Origin of the sequence: Azotobacter chroococcum (assembly GCF_002220155.1) — a bacterium.
Taxonomy (GTDB): Bacteria; Pseudomonadota; Gammaproteobacteria; order Pseudomonadales; family Pseudomonadaceae; genus Azotobacter; species Azotobacter chroococcum.
Genome location: NZ_CP011835.1, coordinates 633,941 through 649,416 on the forward strand (window position 1 = coordinate 633,941; position 15,476 = coordinate 649,416).

Sequence of the window (15,476 nt, forward strand, 5' to 3'; positions counted from 1 at the left end):
GCCAGGATCAATCGGATAGCTCGTCGTGACGCCGTCCGGGACGGCCGTCCTCGGGACGCAGCTGGAGGAACAGGGCGGCGCCGAACATCGCCAGCAGTCCGACGCAGACGTAGGTGGCCTGGAAGGCGGCGAGCAGCGAGGCGCCCTGCGCCGCGCCGTCCGCGCTGAAGCCGCTGAGCAGGGCGGCGCCGATGCCCACGCCGAGGCTCATCGACAGCTGGACCACCACCGACAGCAGGCTGTTGCCGCTGCTGGCGTCGCGGGTGGGCAGGTCGATCAGGGCGACGGTGTTCATCGCCGAGAACTGCAGGGAATTCACCGCGCCGATCAGACCCAGGTGCAGGAGCAGCAGCGCATAGGGCGTGTCGCCGTCGACCAGCGCCAGGCTGGCCAGCAGGCCGCCGATCAGCAGGGTGTTGCCGACCAGCACCCGGCGGTAGCCGAGGCGCTCGATCAACCGCGGCGCCAGCGGCTTCATGGCCATCGAGCTCAGCGCCACGGGGACCATCGCCATCCCCGCCTGGCTCGGCGAATAGCCCAGGCCCAGTTGCAGCAGCAGCGGGGTGAGGAAGGGCAGGGCGCCGCTGCCCAGGCGGGTGAACAGGTTGCCGAGCACGCCGATGGCGAAGCTGTGGGTGCGAAACAGCCCGGGCGAAAACAGCGGCTCCTCGGCAAAGGTGGCGCGCAGCCAGTAGGCGGCCAGGCAGGCCAGCCCGGCGAGCAGCAGCAGCACCACGCGGGCATGCGGCAGGTGCAGTTCGCCGAGCCCTTCCAGGGCGATGCTGATCAGCAGCATGGCGGCACCGAACAGCAGGAAGCCCGGGGTGTCGAAGCGCGTCCGCTCCACCCCGCGCAGGTCGGGCATCAGGCGCACGGCGACCAGACAGCCGAGCAGGCCGACCGGCAGGTTGAGCAGGAAGATCCAGTGCCAGCTGGCGTACTCCACCAGCCAGCCGCCCAGCGGCGGGCCGAGCAGCGGGCCGAGCAGCGCCGGCATGGTGACGAAGCTGAGCACCCGCACCAGCTCCGTGCGCGGATAGGCGCGCAGCACCACCAGCCGGCCCACCGGCATCATCAGCGCGCCGCCGAAGCCCTGCAGCACCCGCGCGGCGACCAGCTGCAGCAGCGAGTCGGAAAGCGCGCAGAGCAGCGAGCCGAGGGTGAACAGCAGGATCGAGCCGAGGAACACCCGGCGGGTGCCGAAGCGGTCGGAGATCCACCCGGAGGCCGGCATCAGCACCGCCACGCTGAGCATGTAGGCGATCACCACCGACTGCATGCGCAGCGGGTCCTCGGCCAGATCCAGGGCCATCGCCGGCAGCGCGGTGTTGAGGATGGTGCCGTCGAGCATCGGCATGAACTGGGCGGTGGCGATGATCCAGGGCAGCAGGCGGGCGGTGCGGGGGGAGAGCGGCAAGGCGGTGGGCATGGGGTGTCCTGGCTGGAATGCCCGTGCAGTTTAGGGCCTGACGGCGAAGATTTCCCGACCGCATTGCCGACGGCCGGCTATCCGTCTTGTGCAACCGGCGATGATCTTCTATGACTTGAAGATCCGCGTCCGCGGGCTCGTCCGAAGAGGAAAAGGAGATCAGCGATGCGTCCTCTCTCTCTGACCGTCCTCCTGCTGGCCTGCGCCGGCACCCTGCCGGCGGTCGCCGGCGAGTGGCCCAGCGGTGCCCGCGAGGCGTTCATCCGCGACTGCATGGTCGGCGCCATGGCCCGCCACAAGGAGGGCCCGGCGCGGCACTACTGCGAGTGCTCGGCCGACCGCGTCGCCGCCGAGTTCAGCAGCGCCGAGCTGCGCCAGCTGCAGGGCGCAGACCAAGTGCCTGCGCCGATGCAGGAGCGTCTGCTCGCTACCTCCAGCAATTGCCTGTCGCAGCTCAATCCGGCGCAGTGAGAGCCGGCGCGCGGTGCCGCCCCTGAGGCTGGCGGCCGGCGCGGAGCGCCTCGCCGGGCCGTTCGCGGCGCGCGAGGCGGCGCTCGACCTGCTCAAGTGGCTGGCGTTCGCCAGCATGCTGCTCGACCATCTGCGCCTGGTCTGGCCGGCGCGGATCTGGCTGTACGTGCCGGGGCGCCTGGCGTTTCCCTTCTTCTGCCTGATTGTCGCCGTCAACCTGGCCCGACCCCGTGCCGGGCCGCCGCGCCGCGCGGCCCTGGCCCGCTACCTCGGCTGGCTGCTGCTCTTCGCCCTGCTTTCCGAATGGCCCTACCGGCTGCTGGTCGGCTCGCCGGACAGCTTCAACGTGCTGCCGACCCTGGCGCTCGGCCTGCTGCTGGCCAATGCCGCGCGCCCGTGCCCGCCGGCCGAGCGCCTGCTCGGCGTCGCCGCCCTGGGGCTGGCGCTGGCACTGCACGAGCGGCTGATGTTCGGCGCCTGCGGCGCGCTCCTGCCGGCCGCCTTCCTGCTCGCCCTGCAGCGCCCGCGCTGGGGCTGGCTGCCGCCGGCGGGGCTGACGGTCATGGCCAACTATTGGCCGGCGCTCTACATCGATGCGCGGCTCGGCCAGCCCTTCGCCCTCGCGGTGATCCTCGCCTGTTTCCTCGCCGCGCCCCTGGGGCTGCTCCTGCTGCGGCTGGCGCCCGGCCTTCCGGCGCCGCCGCTGCGGCGCTGGGCCTATGCCTTCTATCCGGGGCATTTCCTGCTGCTCCACGGGCTGCGCGAGTGGCTGCAGAGGGGCGGCTGAAGGGTCAGGCCGGCGCGCCGTGCAGGCGGGCGATGCGCGCGTCCTTCTCCTCCCACAGGCGCGTCACCCAGGCCTGCACGTACTGACGAAAGTCCGCATCGTTCTGATAGTCGCCCTGCCAGAGGGCCGGGTCCAGCTCGCGGGTCTGGATGTCGACGATCACCCGCGGCACCTGGCCGCTGATCAGCTTCCAGAAGCCGGGAATGCGCCGGCCCGAATAGACCAGGGTGACATCCAGCAGCGCATCCAGCTGCGGGCCGAGGCTGGCGAGGGCGAAGGCCAGGCCGCCGGCCTTGGGTTTCAGCAGGTAGCGGTAGGGCGAGGCCTGCTGGGCGTGCTTGAGTGGCGTGAGGCGGGTGCCCTCCAGGTAGTTGACCAGCGTGACCGGGATGTTGCGAAAGCGCGCGCAGGCGCGCCGGGTGATTTCCAGGTCCTCGCCGCGCCTCTCCGGATGGCGCTCCAGGTAGGCCCTGGAGTGGCGCTTCATGAAGGGGTAGTCGAGGGCCCAGAAGGCCAGCCCCAGGAAGGGTATCCAGATCAGCTCCTGCTTGAGGAAGAACTTGAAGAAGGGCGCCCGGCCGCCGAGGGCCTCCAGCAGCGCGGGGATGTCCACCCAGCTCTGGTGGTTGCAGACCAGCAGGTAGGAGCGGTCGCGGCGCAGCCCGGCGCTGCCGCGGATATCCCAGACGGTGGGGATGAGCCTGGCGAAGATCCGCTTGCCGATCTCCACCCAATGCTCGGCGCACCACATCACCCCGCGCGCGCAGGCCGCCCGCAGGCGACGGCCGGGCAGGATCAGGCGGAGCAGGGCGAGCAGCAGCAGCGGGACGATCATCAGCAGGGTATCGATCACCAGCAGCAGGAGGACGCCAAGGGCGGTGAACAGCGGACGCATGGAGAATCCTTGTCGGAGGGCCGGGCGCATCATAAGCCCGGAGCGGGGCGGCCGCAGCGTTTCGCCCGAACAGGCGAACAGGGCAGGGCAGCCGCTGGCGGAAAGGATTCGCCGGGCCGGTCGGCCGGCGCGGCTTTTCCCATACCAAAGTCGTAGGGCGAGGCTTCCGTGTCCTGCTAGCTTCAAGAGGCCATAACAAAAACAATTAGGAGTACTGCCCCATGTCGTCCCAAAACCGGCCAGAAGCCGCACAGGCTTACTGGCAAGAAAACCTGCGCTTGATGTTGATACTGTTGGCCATCTGGTTCTTCATCTCGTTCGGCTGCGGCATCCTGTTCGTCGAACAGCTCAATGCCATCCGCTTCTTCGGCTTCCCGCTCGGCTTCTGGTTCGCCCAGCAGGGCTCCATCTTCGGCTTCCTCGGTCTGATCGCCTTCTACGTGTGGAAGATGAACCAGCTCGACCGCAAGCACGATTTCCACGAAGACTGAGGCGCCGAGCATGGATACCCAAACCCTGATCTACGTCATCGTCGGTGCGACCTTCGCGCTGTACATCGGCATCGCGCTCTACACCCGCGCCGGCTCCACCAGCGAGTACTACGTCGCCAGCAAGGGCGTGCATCCGGTGCTCAACGGCATGGCCACCGGCGCCGACTGGATGTCGGCGGCCTCCTTCATCTCCATGGCCGGCATCATCTCCTTCATCGGCCTGGACGGCAGCGTCTACCTGATGGGCTGGACCGGTGGCTACGTGCTGCTGGCCATGTGCCTGGCACCCTACCTGCGCAAGTTCGGCAAGTTCACCGTGCCGGACTTCATCGGTGCGCGCTACTACTCGTCCACCGCACGTCTGGTGGCGGTGATCTGCGTGATCTTCATTTCCTTCACCTACGTGGCAGGCCAGATGCGCGGTGTCGGCATCGTGTTCTCCCGCTACCTGGAAGTGGACATCAACATCGGCGTGATCATCGGCATGGCCATCGTGTTCTTCTATTCCGTGCTCGGCGGCATGAAGGGCATCACCTACACCCAGGTGGCGCAGTACTGTGTGATGATGTTCGCCTACATGGTGCCGGCGATCTTCCTGTCGATGATGCTGACCGGCAACCCGATCCCGCAGCTGGGCTTCGGCAGCACCGTACTGGGCAGCGACACCTACCTGCTGGACAAGCTGAACGGCCTGGGTACCGAACTGGGCTTCAACATCTATACCGACGGTACCAAGTCCACCATCGACGTGTTCTTCATCACCATGGCGCTGATGGTCGGCACCGCCGGCCTGCCCCACGTGATCGTGCGCTTCTTCACCACCCCGACGGTGCGTGATGCGCGCAAGTCCGCTGCTTGGGCCCTGCTGTTCATCGCCATCCTCTACACCACTGCACCGGCGGTGGCCGCCTTCGCCCGCACCAACCTGCTGACCAGCCTGCCGGGCGTGAGCTACGCCGAGGCGCCGAGCTGGTTCAAGAACTGGGAGAACGCCGGTCTGGTGGCCTGGCTGGACAAGAACGACGACGGCAAGATCCAGTACGGCCCGGGCGCCCCCTTCGCCGGTGCGCCGACCTTCGACAAGACGCCGGGCGAGCACGGCGAGCGCCAGGTGACCAACGCCCCGACTCCGGCCGCGACCGAGCTGTACGTGGACCGCGACATCATGGTTCTGGCCAACCCGGAAATCGCCAACCTGCCGGGCTGGGTGATCGCCCTGATCGCCGCCGGCGGTCTGGCCGCCGCGCTGTCCACCGCCGCCGGCCTCTTGCTGGTGATTTCCACCTCGATCTCCCACGACCTGCTGAAGAGCACGCTGATGCCGAACATCGGCGAGAAGCAGGAGCTGCTGGCCGCTCGTATTGCCGCCGCGGTGGCGGTAGTGGTGGCCGGCATCTTCGGCATCTATCCGCCGGCCTTCGTCGCCCAGGTGGTGGCGTTCGCCTTTGGCCTGGCCGCGGCGTCGTTCTTCCCGGCCATCGTCCTGGGGATCTTCTCCAAGCGGGCGAACAAGCAGGGGGCGATCGCCGGCATGGTCGTCGGTCTGGCGTTCACCTTCGCCTATATCGTCTACTTCAAGTTCATCAACCCGTCGCTGGACACTGCCGAGCACTGGTGGTTCGGCATCTCCCCGGAGGGCATCGGCACCCTGGGCATGATCTTCAACGTGGTTGTGACCTACGCGGTGTCGATGATCACCGCCCCGCCGCCGGCGCAGATCCAGGAGCTGATCGAGGACATCCGCATCCCCCGTGGTGCCGGTGCCGCGATCGCCCACTGATCGCCCGGGCTGGAAAAGAACCGGCGCCCCTGCGGCGCCGGTTCTTTTTTGCCTGCGAAAAACGGTTCGCGGCGGGGCAGCCTGGCTCAGATCGAATGGCGGGCGGCGCGCTGCGCGCGATGCCAGCGGCCGACGCGCTGGCCCAGTTCGTGGAGGTTGTCCAGACCCATGCGCCGGGCGCGGTTGAACAGGATCAGGGCGATCTCGGCGGTGGCCAGGGCATCGGCCGAGGCGTGGTGGCGCTGCGGCATGTCGAGCCGGAAATACTCGATCCACTGGTCCAGGCCGCCCGGGTGGACGAGGGCCTCGGGGAACAGCATGGGCGCCAGGTCGGCGACGTCGAGAAACGGATGGCGCAGCGTGTAGCCCAGCTCGTCCTTCAGCGCGCGGCCCAGCATGCGCTGGTCGAAGGGCGCGTGAAAGGCGAGGAACACGCAGTCGCTGGCGTATTCCATGAACTGCAGCAGCGCCTCGGCCGGGGCGGTGCCGCCAGCCAGGGCGCTGGGCGCGATGCCGTGGATCAGCACGCTCTCGGTGACGGTCTTCAGCCGGCGCTGCAGGGTGCATTCGAACTGGTGGGCCAGGTCGATGGCGTCGTCCTCGACGAGCACGGCGCCGATCGACAGGACGATGTCGCGGTTGACGTTGAGGCCGGTGGTCTCCAGGTCGAGCACCACGAAGCGTTGGGCGTGCAGCGGGCGGCTGTCCAGGTGCGGCGCCGTCGGCAGGCGCCGCAGGCGCCGCCGCTGGCCATCGTCGAGCGGCGGTCGGCCGGTGCCCAGGGAGGACAGGAAGGCGAACGGATTCATCCGATTTTCGCGAGAAACCCCGTACTTCCAGTGCGGGGAGGGATAGCGCAGCGCCCGCAGGGCGCCCCTGTTCTCGCTGCCTCCTTCTCAGGTGGTCGCTATCTTTACCCTGATGGGTTTGTTTTGTGAGTCATGACGAAACGCGCCTGCAAATACCGCTTCTACCCCACGCCAGAGCAGGCCGAGCTGCTTGCCAGGACGTTCGGTTGCGTGCGTTCCGTCTACAATCGCATCCTGCGCTGGCGTACCGATGCGTTCTTCAAGGAACAGCAGAAGGTCGGCTACACGCAGGCCAGCGCCCGGCTGACGGCTATCAAGAAGCTGCCGGAGCTGGCTTTTCTCAATGAAGTCAGTTCGGTGCCATTGCAGCAATGCCTTCGCCACCAGCAGGCTGCGTTCAGGAACTTTTTCGAGGGCCGGGCGAAGTACCCGGCCTTCAAGAAGAAACGGCACCGGCAGTCCGCCGAGTTCACCAGCTCGGCCTTCCGCTATCGCGACGGCAAGCTGTTCCTGGCCAGGTGCGATGCGCCGCTGGACATCCGCTGGAGTCGTCCGCTTCCTTGCGAGCCTTCCACGGTCACGGTTTCCAAAGACTCCGCAGGGCGGTACTTCGTGTCCTGCCTGTGCGAGTTCGAGCCCGAAACCCTTCCGGTCGTGCCGAAGACCCTCGGCATCGACCTGGGGCTGAAAGACCTGTTCGTCACCAGCGAGGGCGAACGATTCGGCAATCCCCGCCACACCGCGAAATACGCCTCCCGTCTGGCCCTGGCCCAACGCCGGCTGAGCAAGAAGCAGCTCGGCTCGAAGAACCGCGCCAGGGCCCGACGGAAAGTGGCCCGTATTCACGCGAAAATTTCCGATTGCCGAGCGGACGGCTTGCACAAGCTGTCCCGCAGACTGATCAACGAGAACCAAGTGGTCTGCGCCGAAATCCTTGCCGTGAAGAACATGATCCGCAATCCGCAACTGAGCAAAGCCATTGCCGATGCAGGCTGGGGTGAATTCGTTCGCCAGCTGGAATACAAGGGCGGGTGGGCCGGTCGGCAGATCGTCCAGATCGACCGCTGGTACCCCAGCTCGAAGCGTTGCTCCTGCTGCGGGCATATCCTCGGGCGCCTGCCCCTGGAGGTCCGCAGTTGGACCTGCCCGGAATGCGCAACCGAACACGATCGCGATGTGAATGCGGCGATCAACATTAAAGCCGCCGGGCTGGCGGTGTTAGCCCTTGGAGAGAACGTAAGCGGCATGGGTCAAGTATCCGTGTCCTGTTCTCAGTGAATTGGGAATCCCCTTCCTTCAGGGAGGGGAGCAGTCAAAGTTGATATCGCATGCCCAAGCGGCTCTGCAGGCGCTGCGCCTGGCGGAAGGATTCCCGCAGTATGCGCTGGTCGAGGCTGTTGAGGGTATCCGGATCGAGGCGGTTGCCGAGCGCGTGGCCTTCACGCTGCTGGCGCTGGTGGTGCTGCATGCGCATCAGCTGGATGAAGTGGTAGGCCTCCTCGTAGGACGCCGCGTCCTTGGCTTCGATCACCCCCTTGGCCGCCAGCTGGCGGAAGCGCTCGAGGGTGTTGCTGTCGTGGATGCCGTTGGCCAGGGCGAGGATGCGCGCACCGTCGACGAAGGGCGTCAGGCCCTCGACCTTGAGGTCCAGGGTGTCCTTCTCGGCGCCGTGGCTGGCCACCACGAAGTCGCGCAGGAAGCGGCCGATCGGCGGGCGGTGCTGCATGGCGTTGGTGGCCATCATGCGCTGGAACAGGCTGTTTTCGGCGATCATCTCCAGCAGGCTGTCGAAAAGCTCGCGGCAGCCCTGGGTCGGCCCCCAGACCGGGCGCAGGTCGAAGAAGATCGTCGAGCGCAGCAGGTTCTCGCCGTTCGGCGACTGGATGATGCCGCCGAAGCGGCGCAGCCATTCCTGGCGCGACAGGCACAGCTCGGGATTGCCGGCCATGATGTTGCCCTTGCACAGGCTGAAGCCGCACTGGTCGAGGGCCTGGTTGATCGCGCGGGCCAGCGGCAGCAGGCGTTGGCGGATCGCTTCGGCCTCGGCGGGGCTGTCGGCCTCGAAGAGGATGCCGTTGTCCTGGTCGGTGTGCAGGGTCTGCTCGCGGCGCCCCTCGCTGCCGAACGCCAGCCAGGTGAAGGGCACGCCCGGATCGCCGTGCTTCTCCAGCATCAGCTCGATCACCCGGCTCACGGTGTGGTCGTTGAGCTGGGTGATGATGCGGGTCAGCTGCGCCGGGCTGGCGCCGTGGGCGAGCATGTTGTCGATCAGGTGGGCGATCTCGCCGCGCAGCGCCGCCAGCACGGCCACGCTGCCGGCGCTGCTGATGGTGCGCGCCAGGTGCACCAGGTCGACGCGCTGCAGGGAGAACAGGTCGCGCTCGGAAACCACCCCCACCAGGCGGTCGTGCTCGACCACGCAGATGTGCGCGATGTGCTGCCGGGTCATGGTCAGGGCGGCGTCGAAGGCGGTGGCCGAGGGCGGCAGGCGGGCCGGGTCGGGGGTCATCAGCTGGTCCAGCGGCTGGGCGAGATCGCTGCTGCCCTCGGCGATCACCCGGCGCAGGTCGCGCAGGGTGAAGATGCCGATCGGGTACTCGGCCGCATCGACCATCACCAGGCTGCCGACGTGGTGTTCGTTCATCAGCCGCACCGCTTCGCGCAGGCTGGTGCCGGCGGTGCAGGAAATCGGTCGGCGCGCCGCCAGTTCTGCGAGGCGGGTATCCAGCGAGTACTGCGCGCCGAGGGTTTCCGCGGCCTTGAGCTGGACCTGCTGGTTGACCAGGTCGAGCAGGCTGCTGACCCCGCGCAGGGCGAAGTCGCGGAACGGATCGGAGCTGGTCAGCAGCTTGGCGAAGGCCTGGCGTTCGAGGAGCAGGCAGAAGGTGTCCTCGGCGGCGATGTAGTCGGTGCGCGTCGGCCGTTCGCCGACCATCGCCGCCACCGGGAAGCATTCGCCCGGGGCGACCTCCATGGTGGTGTCGATGCCGTTGCCGGAGAGGCTCGGGCGCTGGCCGAGGACATGGCCCTGCTTGATGATGTGCAGGTGCTCGACCCGCCCGTCGGCCGGCTTGACGATGGAGTCGCCCGCCGCATAGAAGCGCAGCCGGCAGTGCTCCACCAGATAGGCCAGATGGCTGCTTTCCATCTGGTCGAACGGCGGATACTGGAGGAGGAACTGCATGGTGCCCTGGATGTTCTGCATGACCGCGGTCTTGCCGGTCTCGGCGAAGGCGTCCGTCTTGCTCATCGGTGTTCTCCTTGAGAGGGCTGGATGTCCGTCTTCAATTCTGACACGCAGGCAGCGGGCCGGGCGCCGCCAGTCGGGCCGCGGCGATTGACGGCAGACAGGGAAAGCGCGGATTTCCAGTCGGCAGCGCATCCGGGCGCAGAAAGGAGAGCGCCGCGCACCCTCCTGCCGGGGAAGCAGAAGGAGGGTGCGCGGCGCGGGATGGAGCGCCGTCTGGCGCCCCGGGTCGGCATCCCTGCCGGGAGGGGGTCAGAGACCGTGCTTGGCCTTGAACTCGCGACGGCGGCGGTGCAGCACCGGCTCGGTGTAGCCGTTGGGCTGCCTGGTGCCTTCGACCACCAGTTCGACGGCAGCCTGGAAGGCCACGCCGTCGAAGTTCGGCGCCATCGGACGGTACAGCGGGTCGTTGGCGTTCTGACGGTCGACGACTACCGCCATGCGCTGCATGGTTTCCATCACCTGCTCGCGGGTGCACACGCCGTGGCGCAGCCAGTTGGCGATGTGCTGGCTGGAGATGCGCAGGGTGGCGCGGTCTTCCATCAGGCCGACGTCGTTGATGTCCGGCACCTTGGAGCAGCCGACGCCCTGATCGATCCAGCGCACCACGTAGCCGAGGATGCCCTGGGCATTGTTGTCCAGCTCCTGCTGGATCTCCGCGGCGCTCCAGTTGGTGTCCTTGGCCAGCGGGATGCTCAGGATGTCGTCCAGCGAGGCGCGCTCGCGCTTGGCCAGCTCCTGCTGGCGGGCGAACACGTCGACCTTGTGATAGTGCAGGGCGTGCAGGGCGGCGGCGGTCGGCGACGGCACCCAGGCGGTGTTGGCGCCGGCCAGCGGGTGGACGATCTTCTGCTCGAGCATGGCGGCCATCAGGTCGGGCATGGCCCACATGCCCTTGCCGATCTGCGCGCGGCCGGACAGGCCGCAGGCCAGGCCGTTGTCGACGTTCCAGTTCTCGTAGGCCTTGATCCAGGCGGCGTTCTTCATCTCGCCCTTGCGGATCATCGGGCCGGCTTCCATGGAGGTGTGCAGCTCGTCGCCGGTGCGGTCGAGGAAGCCGGTGTTGATGAACACCACGCGCTCGCGGGCGGCCTTGATGCAGGCCTTGAGGTTGACCGTGGTGCGCCGCTCCTCGTCCATGATGCCGACCTTGAGGGTGTTGCGGGTCAGGCCGAGGACGTCCTCGACGCGGCCGAACAGCTCGTTGGTGAAGGCGACTTCCTCGGGGCCGTGCATCTTCGGCTTGACGATGTACACGCTGCCGGTGCGGCTGTTCTTGCGGCTGGTGTTGCCCTTGAGGTTGTGGATGGCGATCAGGCTGGTGAACAGCGCGTCCTGAATGCCTTCCGGCACCTCGTTGCCGTCCTTGTCGAGAATCGCGTCGTTGGTCATCAGGTGGCCGACGTTGCGCACGAACAGCAGGGAGCGGCCGTGCAGGGTCAGCGCGCCGCCGCCCACCGCGGTGTACTCGCGGTCCGCGTTCATGGTGCGGGTGAAGGTGCTGCCACCCTTGGCCACTTCCTCGGCCAGGTCACCCTTCATCAGGCCCAGCCAGTTCTTGTAGGCGATGACCTTGTCGTCGGCATCGACGGCGGCCACGGAGTCTTCGCAGTCCATGATGGTGGTCAGCGCGGCTTCCATCAGCACGTCCTTCACGCCGGCGGCGTCGGTCTTGCCGATCGGGCTCTGCGGGTCGATCTGGATCTCGAAGTGGATGCCGTTGTGCTTGAGCAGCACGGCCTTGGGCGCGGCCGCCTCGCCCTGGAAGCCGACCAGCTGGGCCGGGTTCTGCAGGCCGGTGGCGTTGCCGCCCTTGAGGGCGACGACCAGCTTGCCGCCGTCGATGCGGTAGCCGGCGGCGTCGACGTGCGAGGCGCCTTCCAGCGGCGCGGCCTCGTCGAGGAAGGCGCGGGCGAAGGCGATGACCTTGTCGCCGCGAACCTTGTTGTAGCCCTGGCCCTTCTCGGCTCCACCTTCTTCCGGGATGGCGTCGGTGCCGTACAGGGCGTCGTACAGCGAACCCCAGCGGGCGTTGGCGGCGTTCAGGGCGAAGCGCGCGTTCATGATCGGCACCACCAGCTGCGGGCCGGCCATGCGGGCGATCTCGTCGTCGACGTTCTCGGTGCTGGCGACGAAATCCCCGGGCTCCGGCAGCAGGTAGCCGATTTCCTGCAGGAAGGCCTTGTAGGCCGCGGCGTCGTGGCCCTGGCCGGCGCGGGCCTGGTGCCAGGCGTCGATCTTCGCCTGCAGCTCGTCGCGCTTGGCCAGCAGGGCGCGGTTCTTCGGAGCCAGGTCGTGGATGACATTGGCGGCGCCGGCCCAGAAGGCGGCGACATCGACGCCGGTGCCGGGGATGGCTTCGGCATTGATGAAGTCATACAGGACTTTGGCGACTTGCAGGCCGCCGACTTGAACGCGCTCGCTCATGTTTGCCTCGTTTTCAGTTGGATTCCGGATCGCACCGGGACGGCGCCCGTTCGTTTTGTAGTGCGTGGCGCAGCATACTACATAAAGGCCGCGGGGAAAGCTGTGTCGCAGAGGGCTGCCTACGACGAAAGTCCGAAGGCAGGGCATCGCTGCCGTCCGGCGCGGCCGGCGGGCCTATACTCCGGAGGATGCGTCTTTCGCCCTTGCGTCCTCTTGCGGGACACGAGTCTGGCAGACCGGCGCATCCGCCGCTAACCGAGACGGGACGCGCGCCCGCCAGCAGGAGGAGACGACAGTGGAGCATCTGGTACTGACGGTAATCGCCCGGGACAAGCCGGGGCTGGTGGAACAGCTCGCCCAGTGCATCGCCGGACATGGCGGCAACTGGCTGGAAAGCCGCATGGCGCGCATGGCCGGGCAGTTCGCCGGCATCCTGCGGGTGGCCGTGCCCGAGGCGGCGCACGGCGATCTTTCCGCCGCGCTGCACGAACTGGAGAGCCAGGGCATCCGCGTGCTGCTGGCGCCGAGCGGCGACGAGCCGGCCAGCGCCTGGCGCTCAATCCAGCTGGAGCTGGTCGGCAACGATCGCCCCGGCATCGTCCGCGACATCACCCGCCTGCTCGCCGAGCACGGCGTCAATCTGGAAAGCCTGGACACCGAGGTGGCGCCGGCGCCGATGAGCAGCGAGATGCTGTTCCATGCCCAGGCCCAGCTGGCGGTGCCGACGGAGCTGTCGCTGGAGCTGTTGCAGCAGCGCCTGGAAACCCTGGCCGACGACCTGATGGTCGAGCTGATCCTGCGTCCGGACGACTAGGGTCTGTTGACGTTTGGGCGTGAGCCGCGTTGCCGCGTCAAATGCCGCCAGGCAAGGCGCGGGGCGCCGGCAATGGTCATTCCCTTGCCAAGACCCGCAACGCCGCATGGCGGCATTTGCCGCGCAACCCGAAGGGACGGGGCCCGTTTGGCGCAGCACGGCGTCTCTCCTCGTTCATTTGGAATGACCAAACTTCTCTCCTCGTTCCTTGTTCTGCGCCAAACGGGCCTCCGTCGCGGCCTACGCCAAAACGTCAACAGACCCTACGCCTATTTCGGCCCGAGGATCTGCGCCAGCGCCTCCGGATCGGGGGCGCCCTGCTGTTGCTGCAGGCGTCCCTGGTCGTCCAGGTAGAAGATCGCCGGGGTCGCCATCGCGCCCAGGGCATTCATCAGCTCGAGGTTGTCCTCCAGGCGCTGGTCGATCTGGGCCGGAATCTCCGCCAGCGGCTTGAGCGTGCTGGCCTTGCCGGCGGCTTCATGGGCGTGCAGCGCCTGTTCCGGCTGTCCGGCCGCGAGCAGCGCGGCGGCCTTGCCGGCGCTGTCGGCGCGCAGGATGCCGACCATGATGTGGCGCAGCTGCACCTTGCCGGACTCGACCCAGGGCCGCGCCTGTTTCCAGAACAGCGTGCAGTAGGGGCAGTTCGGGTCGGAGAACAGGTAGACGATGCGCGGCGCCGTGGCGCGGCCGTCGGCGATCCAGCCGCTGCGCTCCATGCGCGCCCACATCTCCTTGCCCAGCGGCGCGTAGACCAGCTTTTCCAGGTGCGCTCGGGTCAGGTCCTGGCCCTGGGCGTCGAGCAGGTTGCCGATCAGCACGTGCTGGCCGTCGGGGGTCAGGTAGAGGGCCATGCCCTGGCCGTTGTAGCGGGCGGCATAGCCCTTCAGGCCGCCCGGCGCCTCGAAGCTGCCGACGATCTCGGCGCCGCGGGCTTCGGCGGCCTTGATCGGGGCCGGCAGCTCCTCGGTGCTCAGGGCTGCTGCCGGCAGGGCCAGCAGGCTCAGGCTGGCCAGCAGGAAGGGAAGTCGCTCGAAAAGCATCATGGCTGGGAATCCTCGTGCATTCGGATGTGGAAAATGAGCGGCGCCGGCGTCTTGCGCGCAGTGGGGTGAATCCCTCTGTGGACGAGCCTGGGAGCATTGGCTGCAGGCCTTGCAGTGCCAGGCCCGCAGCGGCTTGCGCGAAAAGCGTACAGGGTCGGGCTCGGGCGTCGGCGCTGTCTGTCCGTCGTGCGGGAACTTTCCCGGGGCGCGGCCGAAATGTCCGCCCCCGGCTCAGAACAGCCGCAGCGGCTCCTCGTCCAGTGCCGCGCGCTGCTCGCGCAGGGTGAGGATCTGCTCGCCCCAGTAGCGCTCGGTGCCGAACCAGGGAAAGCTCGGCGGGAACGCCGGGTCGTCCCAGCGCCGTGCCAGCCAGGCGCTGTAGTGGATCAGGCGCAGGGCGCGCAGGCCCTCGATCAGCGCCAGCTGGCGCGGGTCGAAGTCGTGGAACTCCTGATAGCCGTCCATCAGCTCGGCGAGCTGGCTGAGACGCTCCTGGCGGTCGCCGGCGAGCATCATCCACAAATCCTGCACCGCCGGACCCATGCGGCAGTCGTCGAGGTCGACGATGTGGAAGGCGTCGTCGCGGCACAGCAGGTTGCCCGGGTGGCAGTCGCCGTGGATGCGGATCGTCCGGTAGCTCGTCGAGCCGAACAGCGCGTCGAGGCGCGCCAGCAGGTCGCGGGCCACCGACTCGTAGGCCGGCAGCAGGCTTTTCGGGATGAAGCCGCCGTCGAGCAGGGTGGCCAGCGAGTCGTGGCCGAAGTTGGCCACCGTCAGCTCCTCGCGGTGCTCGAACGGCCGGCTAGCGCCCACCGCGTGCAGACGGCCGAGCAGGCCGCCGAGGCGGTACAACTGGTCCAGGTTGCCCGGCTCCGGCGCGCGGCCGCCGCGCCGGGGGAACAGGGCGAAGCGAAAGCCGGCGTGCTCGAACAGGGTTTCGCCGTCCCTGGCGAGCGGCGCCACCACCGGCACCTCGCAGTCGGCCAGCTCCAGGCTGAAGGCATGCTCCTCGCGGATCGCCGCGTCGCTCCAGCGCTGCGGCCGGTAGAACTTGGCGATCAGCGGCTGCTCGTCCTCGATGCCGACCTGGTAGACGCGGTTCTCGTAGCTGTTCAGCGCCAGCACGCGGGCGTCGCTGAGATAGCCGAGGCTCTCCACGGCGTCGAGGACCAGGTCGGGGGTGAGGGAATCGAAGGGATGGGACATGGGGCGCTCCAGGGACTATGGTCCACAGTCTAGCGGCTGGGCGGGGGTGCTGTATCGGGGGCCTGGCGTTGCCGCTC

At 67.9% G+C, this 15,476-nt stretch carries 13 protein-coding genes; 6 read left to right on the top strand and 7 right to left on the bottom strand.

Translation table 11 applies throughout. The features are described from left to right. Positions 1-7: 7 nt before the first annotated feature. Positions 8-1,429: a multidrug transporter subunit MdtD gene (gene mdtD, locus ACG10_RS02980; protein ID WP_089167068.1), complete on the bottom strand. Its 1,422-nt coding sequence runs from the start codon at positions 1,427-1,429 to the stop codon at positions 8-10. Between the two features lie 165 nt (positions 1,430-1,594). On the opposite strand from mdtD, the gene ACG10_RS02990 reads away from it, so the two are divergent. Both ACG10_RS02990 and ACG10_RS02995 read left to right on the top strand, forming a co-directional pair. Beyond that, positions 1,595-1,900 carry a hypothetical protein gene (locus ACG10_RS02990; protein ID WP_039801678.1) on the top strand — a complete coding sequence of 102 codons (306 nt, stop codon included), beginning with the start codon at positions 1,595-1,597 and terminating at the stop codon, positions 1,898-1,900. 115 nt (positions 1,901-2,015) lie between these two features. Further along, positions 2,016-2,687 carry a TraX family protein gene (locus tag ACG10_RS02995; RefSeq protein ID WP_232487248.1) on the top strand — a complete coding sequence of 224 codons (672 nt, stop codon included), beginning with the start codon at positions 2,016-2,018 and terminating at the stop codon, positions 2,685-2,687. 4 nt (positions 2,688-2,691) lie between these two features. Here the strand turns inward: ACG10_RS02995 and ACG10_RS03000 are convergent, their stop codons facing one another. Then, the gene (locus ACG10_RS03000) at positions 2,692-3,582 is read right to left on the bottom strand and encodes an acyltransferase (RefSeq protein WP_089167069.1); all 891 of its coding nucleotides are present in this window, start codon (positions 3,580-3,582) and stop codon (positions 2,692-2,694) included. Between the two features lie 281 nt (positions 3,583-3,863). On the opposite strand from ACG10_RS03000, the gene ACG10_RS03005 reads away from it, so the two are divergent. Together ACG10_RS03005 and ACG10_RS03010 are read left to right on the top strand one after the other, a co-directional pair. Beyond that, the gene (locus ACG10_RS03005) at positions 3,864-4,073 is read left to right on the top strand and encodes a DUF4212 domain-containing protein (RefSeq protein WP_232487177.1); all 210 of its coding nucleotides are present in this window, start codon (positions 3,864-3,866) and stop codon (positions 4,071-4,073) included. A 10-nt stretch (positions 4,074-4,083) separates the two neighbouring features. After that, complete coding sequence (locus ACG10_RS03010; RefSeq protein ID WP_089167070.1) at positions 4,084-5,853, top strand: sodium:solute symporter family protein; 1,770 nt, start codon at positions 4,084-4,086, stop codon at positions 5,851-5,853. Positions 5,854-5,939: 86 nt separating this feature from the next. Here the strand turns inward: ACG10_RS03010 and ACG10_RS03015 are convergent, their stop codons facing one another. Beyond that, positions 5,940-6,662 (bottom strand): 3'-5' exonuclease, encoded by a 723-nt coding sequence (locus tag ACG10_RS03015; RefSeq protein WP_089167071.1) that lies wholly within the window; start codon positions 6,660-6,662, stop codon positions 5,940-5,942. Positions 6,663-6,794: 132 nt separating this feature from the next. On the opposite strand from ACG10_RS03015, the gene ACG10_RS03020 reads away from it, so the two are divergent. Next, positions 6,795-7,940, top strand: a complete 1,146-nt coding sequence (locus ACG10_RS03020) for an RNA-guided endonuclease InsQ/TnpB family protein (RefSeq protein ID WP_089167072.1) — start codon at positions 6,795-6,797, stop codon at positions 7,938-7,940. 34 nt (positions 7,941-7,974) lie between these two features. On the opposite strand, the gene ACG10_RS03025 is transcribed toward ACG10_RS03020, so the two are convergent. Together ACG10_RS03025 and ACG10_RS03030 are read right to left on the bottom strand one after the other, a co-directional pair. Next, complete coding sequence (locus ACG10_RS03025) at positions 7,975-9,912, bottom strand: putative nucleotidyltransferase substrate binding domain-containing protein (RefSeq protein WP_089167073.1); 1,938 nt, start codon at positions 9,910-9,912, stop codon at positions 7,975-7,977. A 249-nt stretch (positions 9,913-10,161) separates the two neighbouring features. Continuing rightward, complete coding sequence (locus ACG10_RS03030) at positions 10,162-12,336, bottom strand: malate synthase G (RefSeq protein WP_089167074.1); 2,175 nt, start codon at positions 12,334-12,336, stop codon at positions 10,162-10,164. Positions 12,337-12,631: 295 nt separating this feature from the next. Between ACG10_RS03030 and ACG10_RS03035 the strand changes: the two genes are divergently transcribed. After that, positions 12,632-13,150 (top strand): glycine cleavage system protein R, encoded by a 519-nt coding sequence (locus ACG10_RS03035; RefSeq protein WP_039801696.1) that lies wholly within the window; start codon positions 12,632-12,634, stop codon positions 13,148-13,150. A 269-nt stretch (positions 13,151-13,419) separates the two neighbouring features. On the opposite strand, the gene dsbG is transcribed toward ACG10_RS03035, so the two are convergent. After that, complete coding sequence (gene dsbG / locus ACG10_RS03040) at positions 13,420-14,193, bottom strand: thiol:disulfide interchange protein DsbG (RefSeq protein ID WP_089167075.1); 774 nt, start codon at positions 14,191-14,193, stop codon at positions 13,420-13,422. A 231-nt stretch (positions 14,194-14,424) separates the two neighbouring features. Beyond that, positions 14,425-15,399 carry a serine/threonine protein kinase gene (locus ACG10_RS03045; RefSeq protein ID WP_089167076.1) on the bottom strand — a complete coding sequence of 325 codons (975 nt, stop codon included), beginning with the start codon at positions 15,397-15,399 and terminating at the stop codon, positions 14,425-14,427. Between the last annotated feature and the right edge of the window lie 77 nt (positions 15,400-15,476).

Excerpts from the sequence above, each read along its gene's own strand:
- mdtD (WP_089167068.1), bottom strand. The coding sequence starts at position 1,429 with ATGCCCACCGCCTTGCCGCTCTCCCCCCGCACCGCCCGCCTGCTGCCC.
- ACG10_RS02990 (WP_039801678.1), top strand. The coding sequence starts at position 1,595 with ATGCGTCCTCTCTCTCTGACCGTCCTCCTGCTGGCCTGCGCCGGCACC.
- ACG10_RS02995 (WP_232487248.1), top strand. The coding sequence starts at position 2,016 with ATGCTGCTCGACCATCTGCGCCTGGTCTGGCCGGCGCGGATCTGGCTG.
- ACG10_RS03000 (WP_089167069.1), bottom strand. The coding sequence starts at position 3,582 with ATGCGTCCGCTGTTCACCGCCCTTGGCGTCCTCCTGCTGCTGGTGATC.
- ACG10_RS03005 (WP_232487177.1), top strand. The coding sequence starts at position 3,864 with ATGTTGATACTGTTGGCCATCTGGTTCTTCATCTCGTTCGGCTGCGGC.
- ACG10_RS03010 (WP_089167070.1), top strand. The coding sequence starts at position 4,084 with ATGGATACCCAAACCCTGATCTACGTCATCGTCGGTGCGACCTTCGCG.
- ACG10_RS03015 (WP_089167071.1), bottom strand. The coding sequence starts at position 6,662 with ATGAATCCGTTCGCCTTCCTGTCCTCCCTGGGCACCGGCCGACCGCCG.
- ACG10_RS03020 (WP_089167072.1), top strand. The coding sequence starts at position 6,795 with ATGACGAAACGCGCCTGCAAATACCGCTTCTACCCCACGCCAGAGCAG.
- ACG10_RS03025 (WP_089167073.1), bottom strand. The coding sequence starts at position 9,912 with ATGAGCAAGACGGACGCCTTCGCCGAGACCGGCAAGACCGCGGTCATG.
- ACG10_RS03030 (WP_089167074.1), bottom strand. The coding sequence starts at position 12,336 with ATGAGCGAGCGCGTTCAAGTCGGCGGCCTGCAAGTCGCCAAAGTCCTG.
- dsbG (WP_089167075.1), bottom strand. The coding sequence starts at position 14,193 with ATGATGCTTTTCGAGCGACTTCCCTTCCTGCTGGCCAGCCTGAGCCTG.
- ACG10_RS03045 (WP_089167076.1), bottom strand. The coding sequence starts at position 15,399 with ATGTCCCATCCCTTCGATTCCCTCACCCCCGACCTGGTCCTCGACGCC.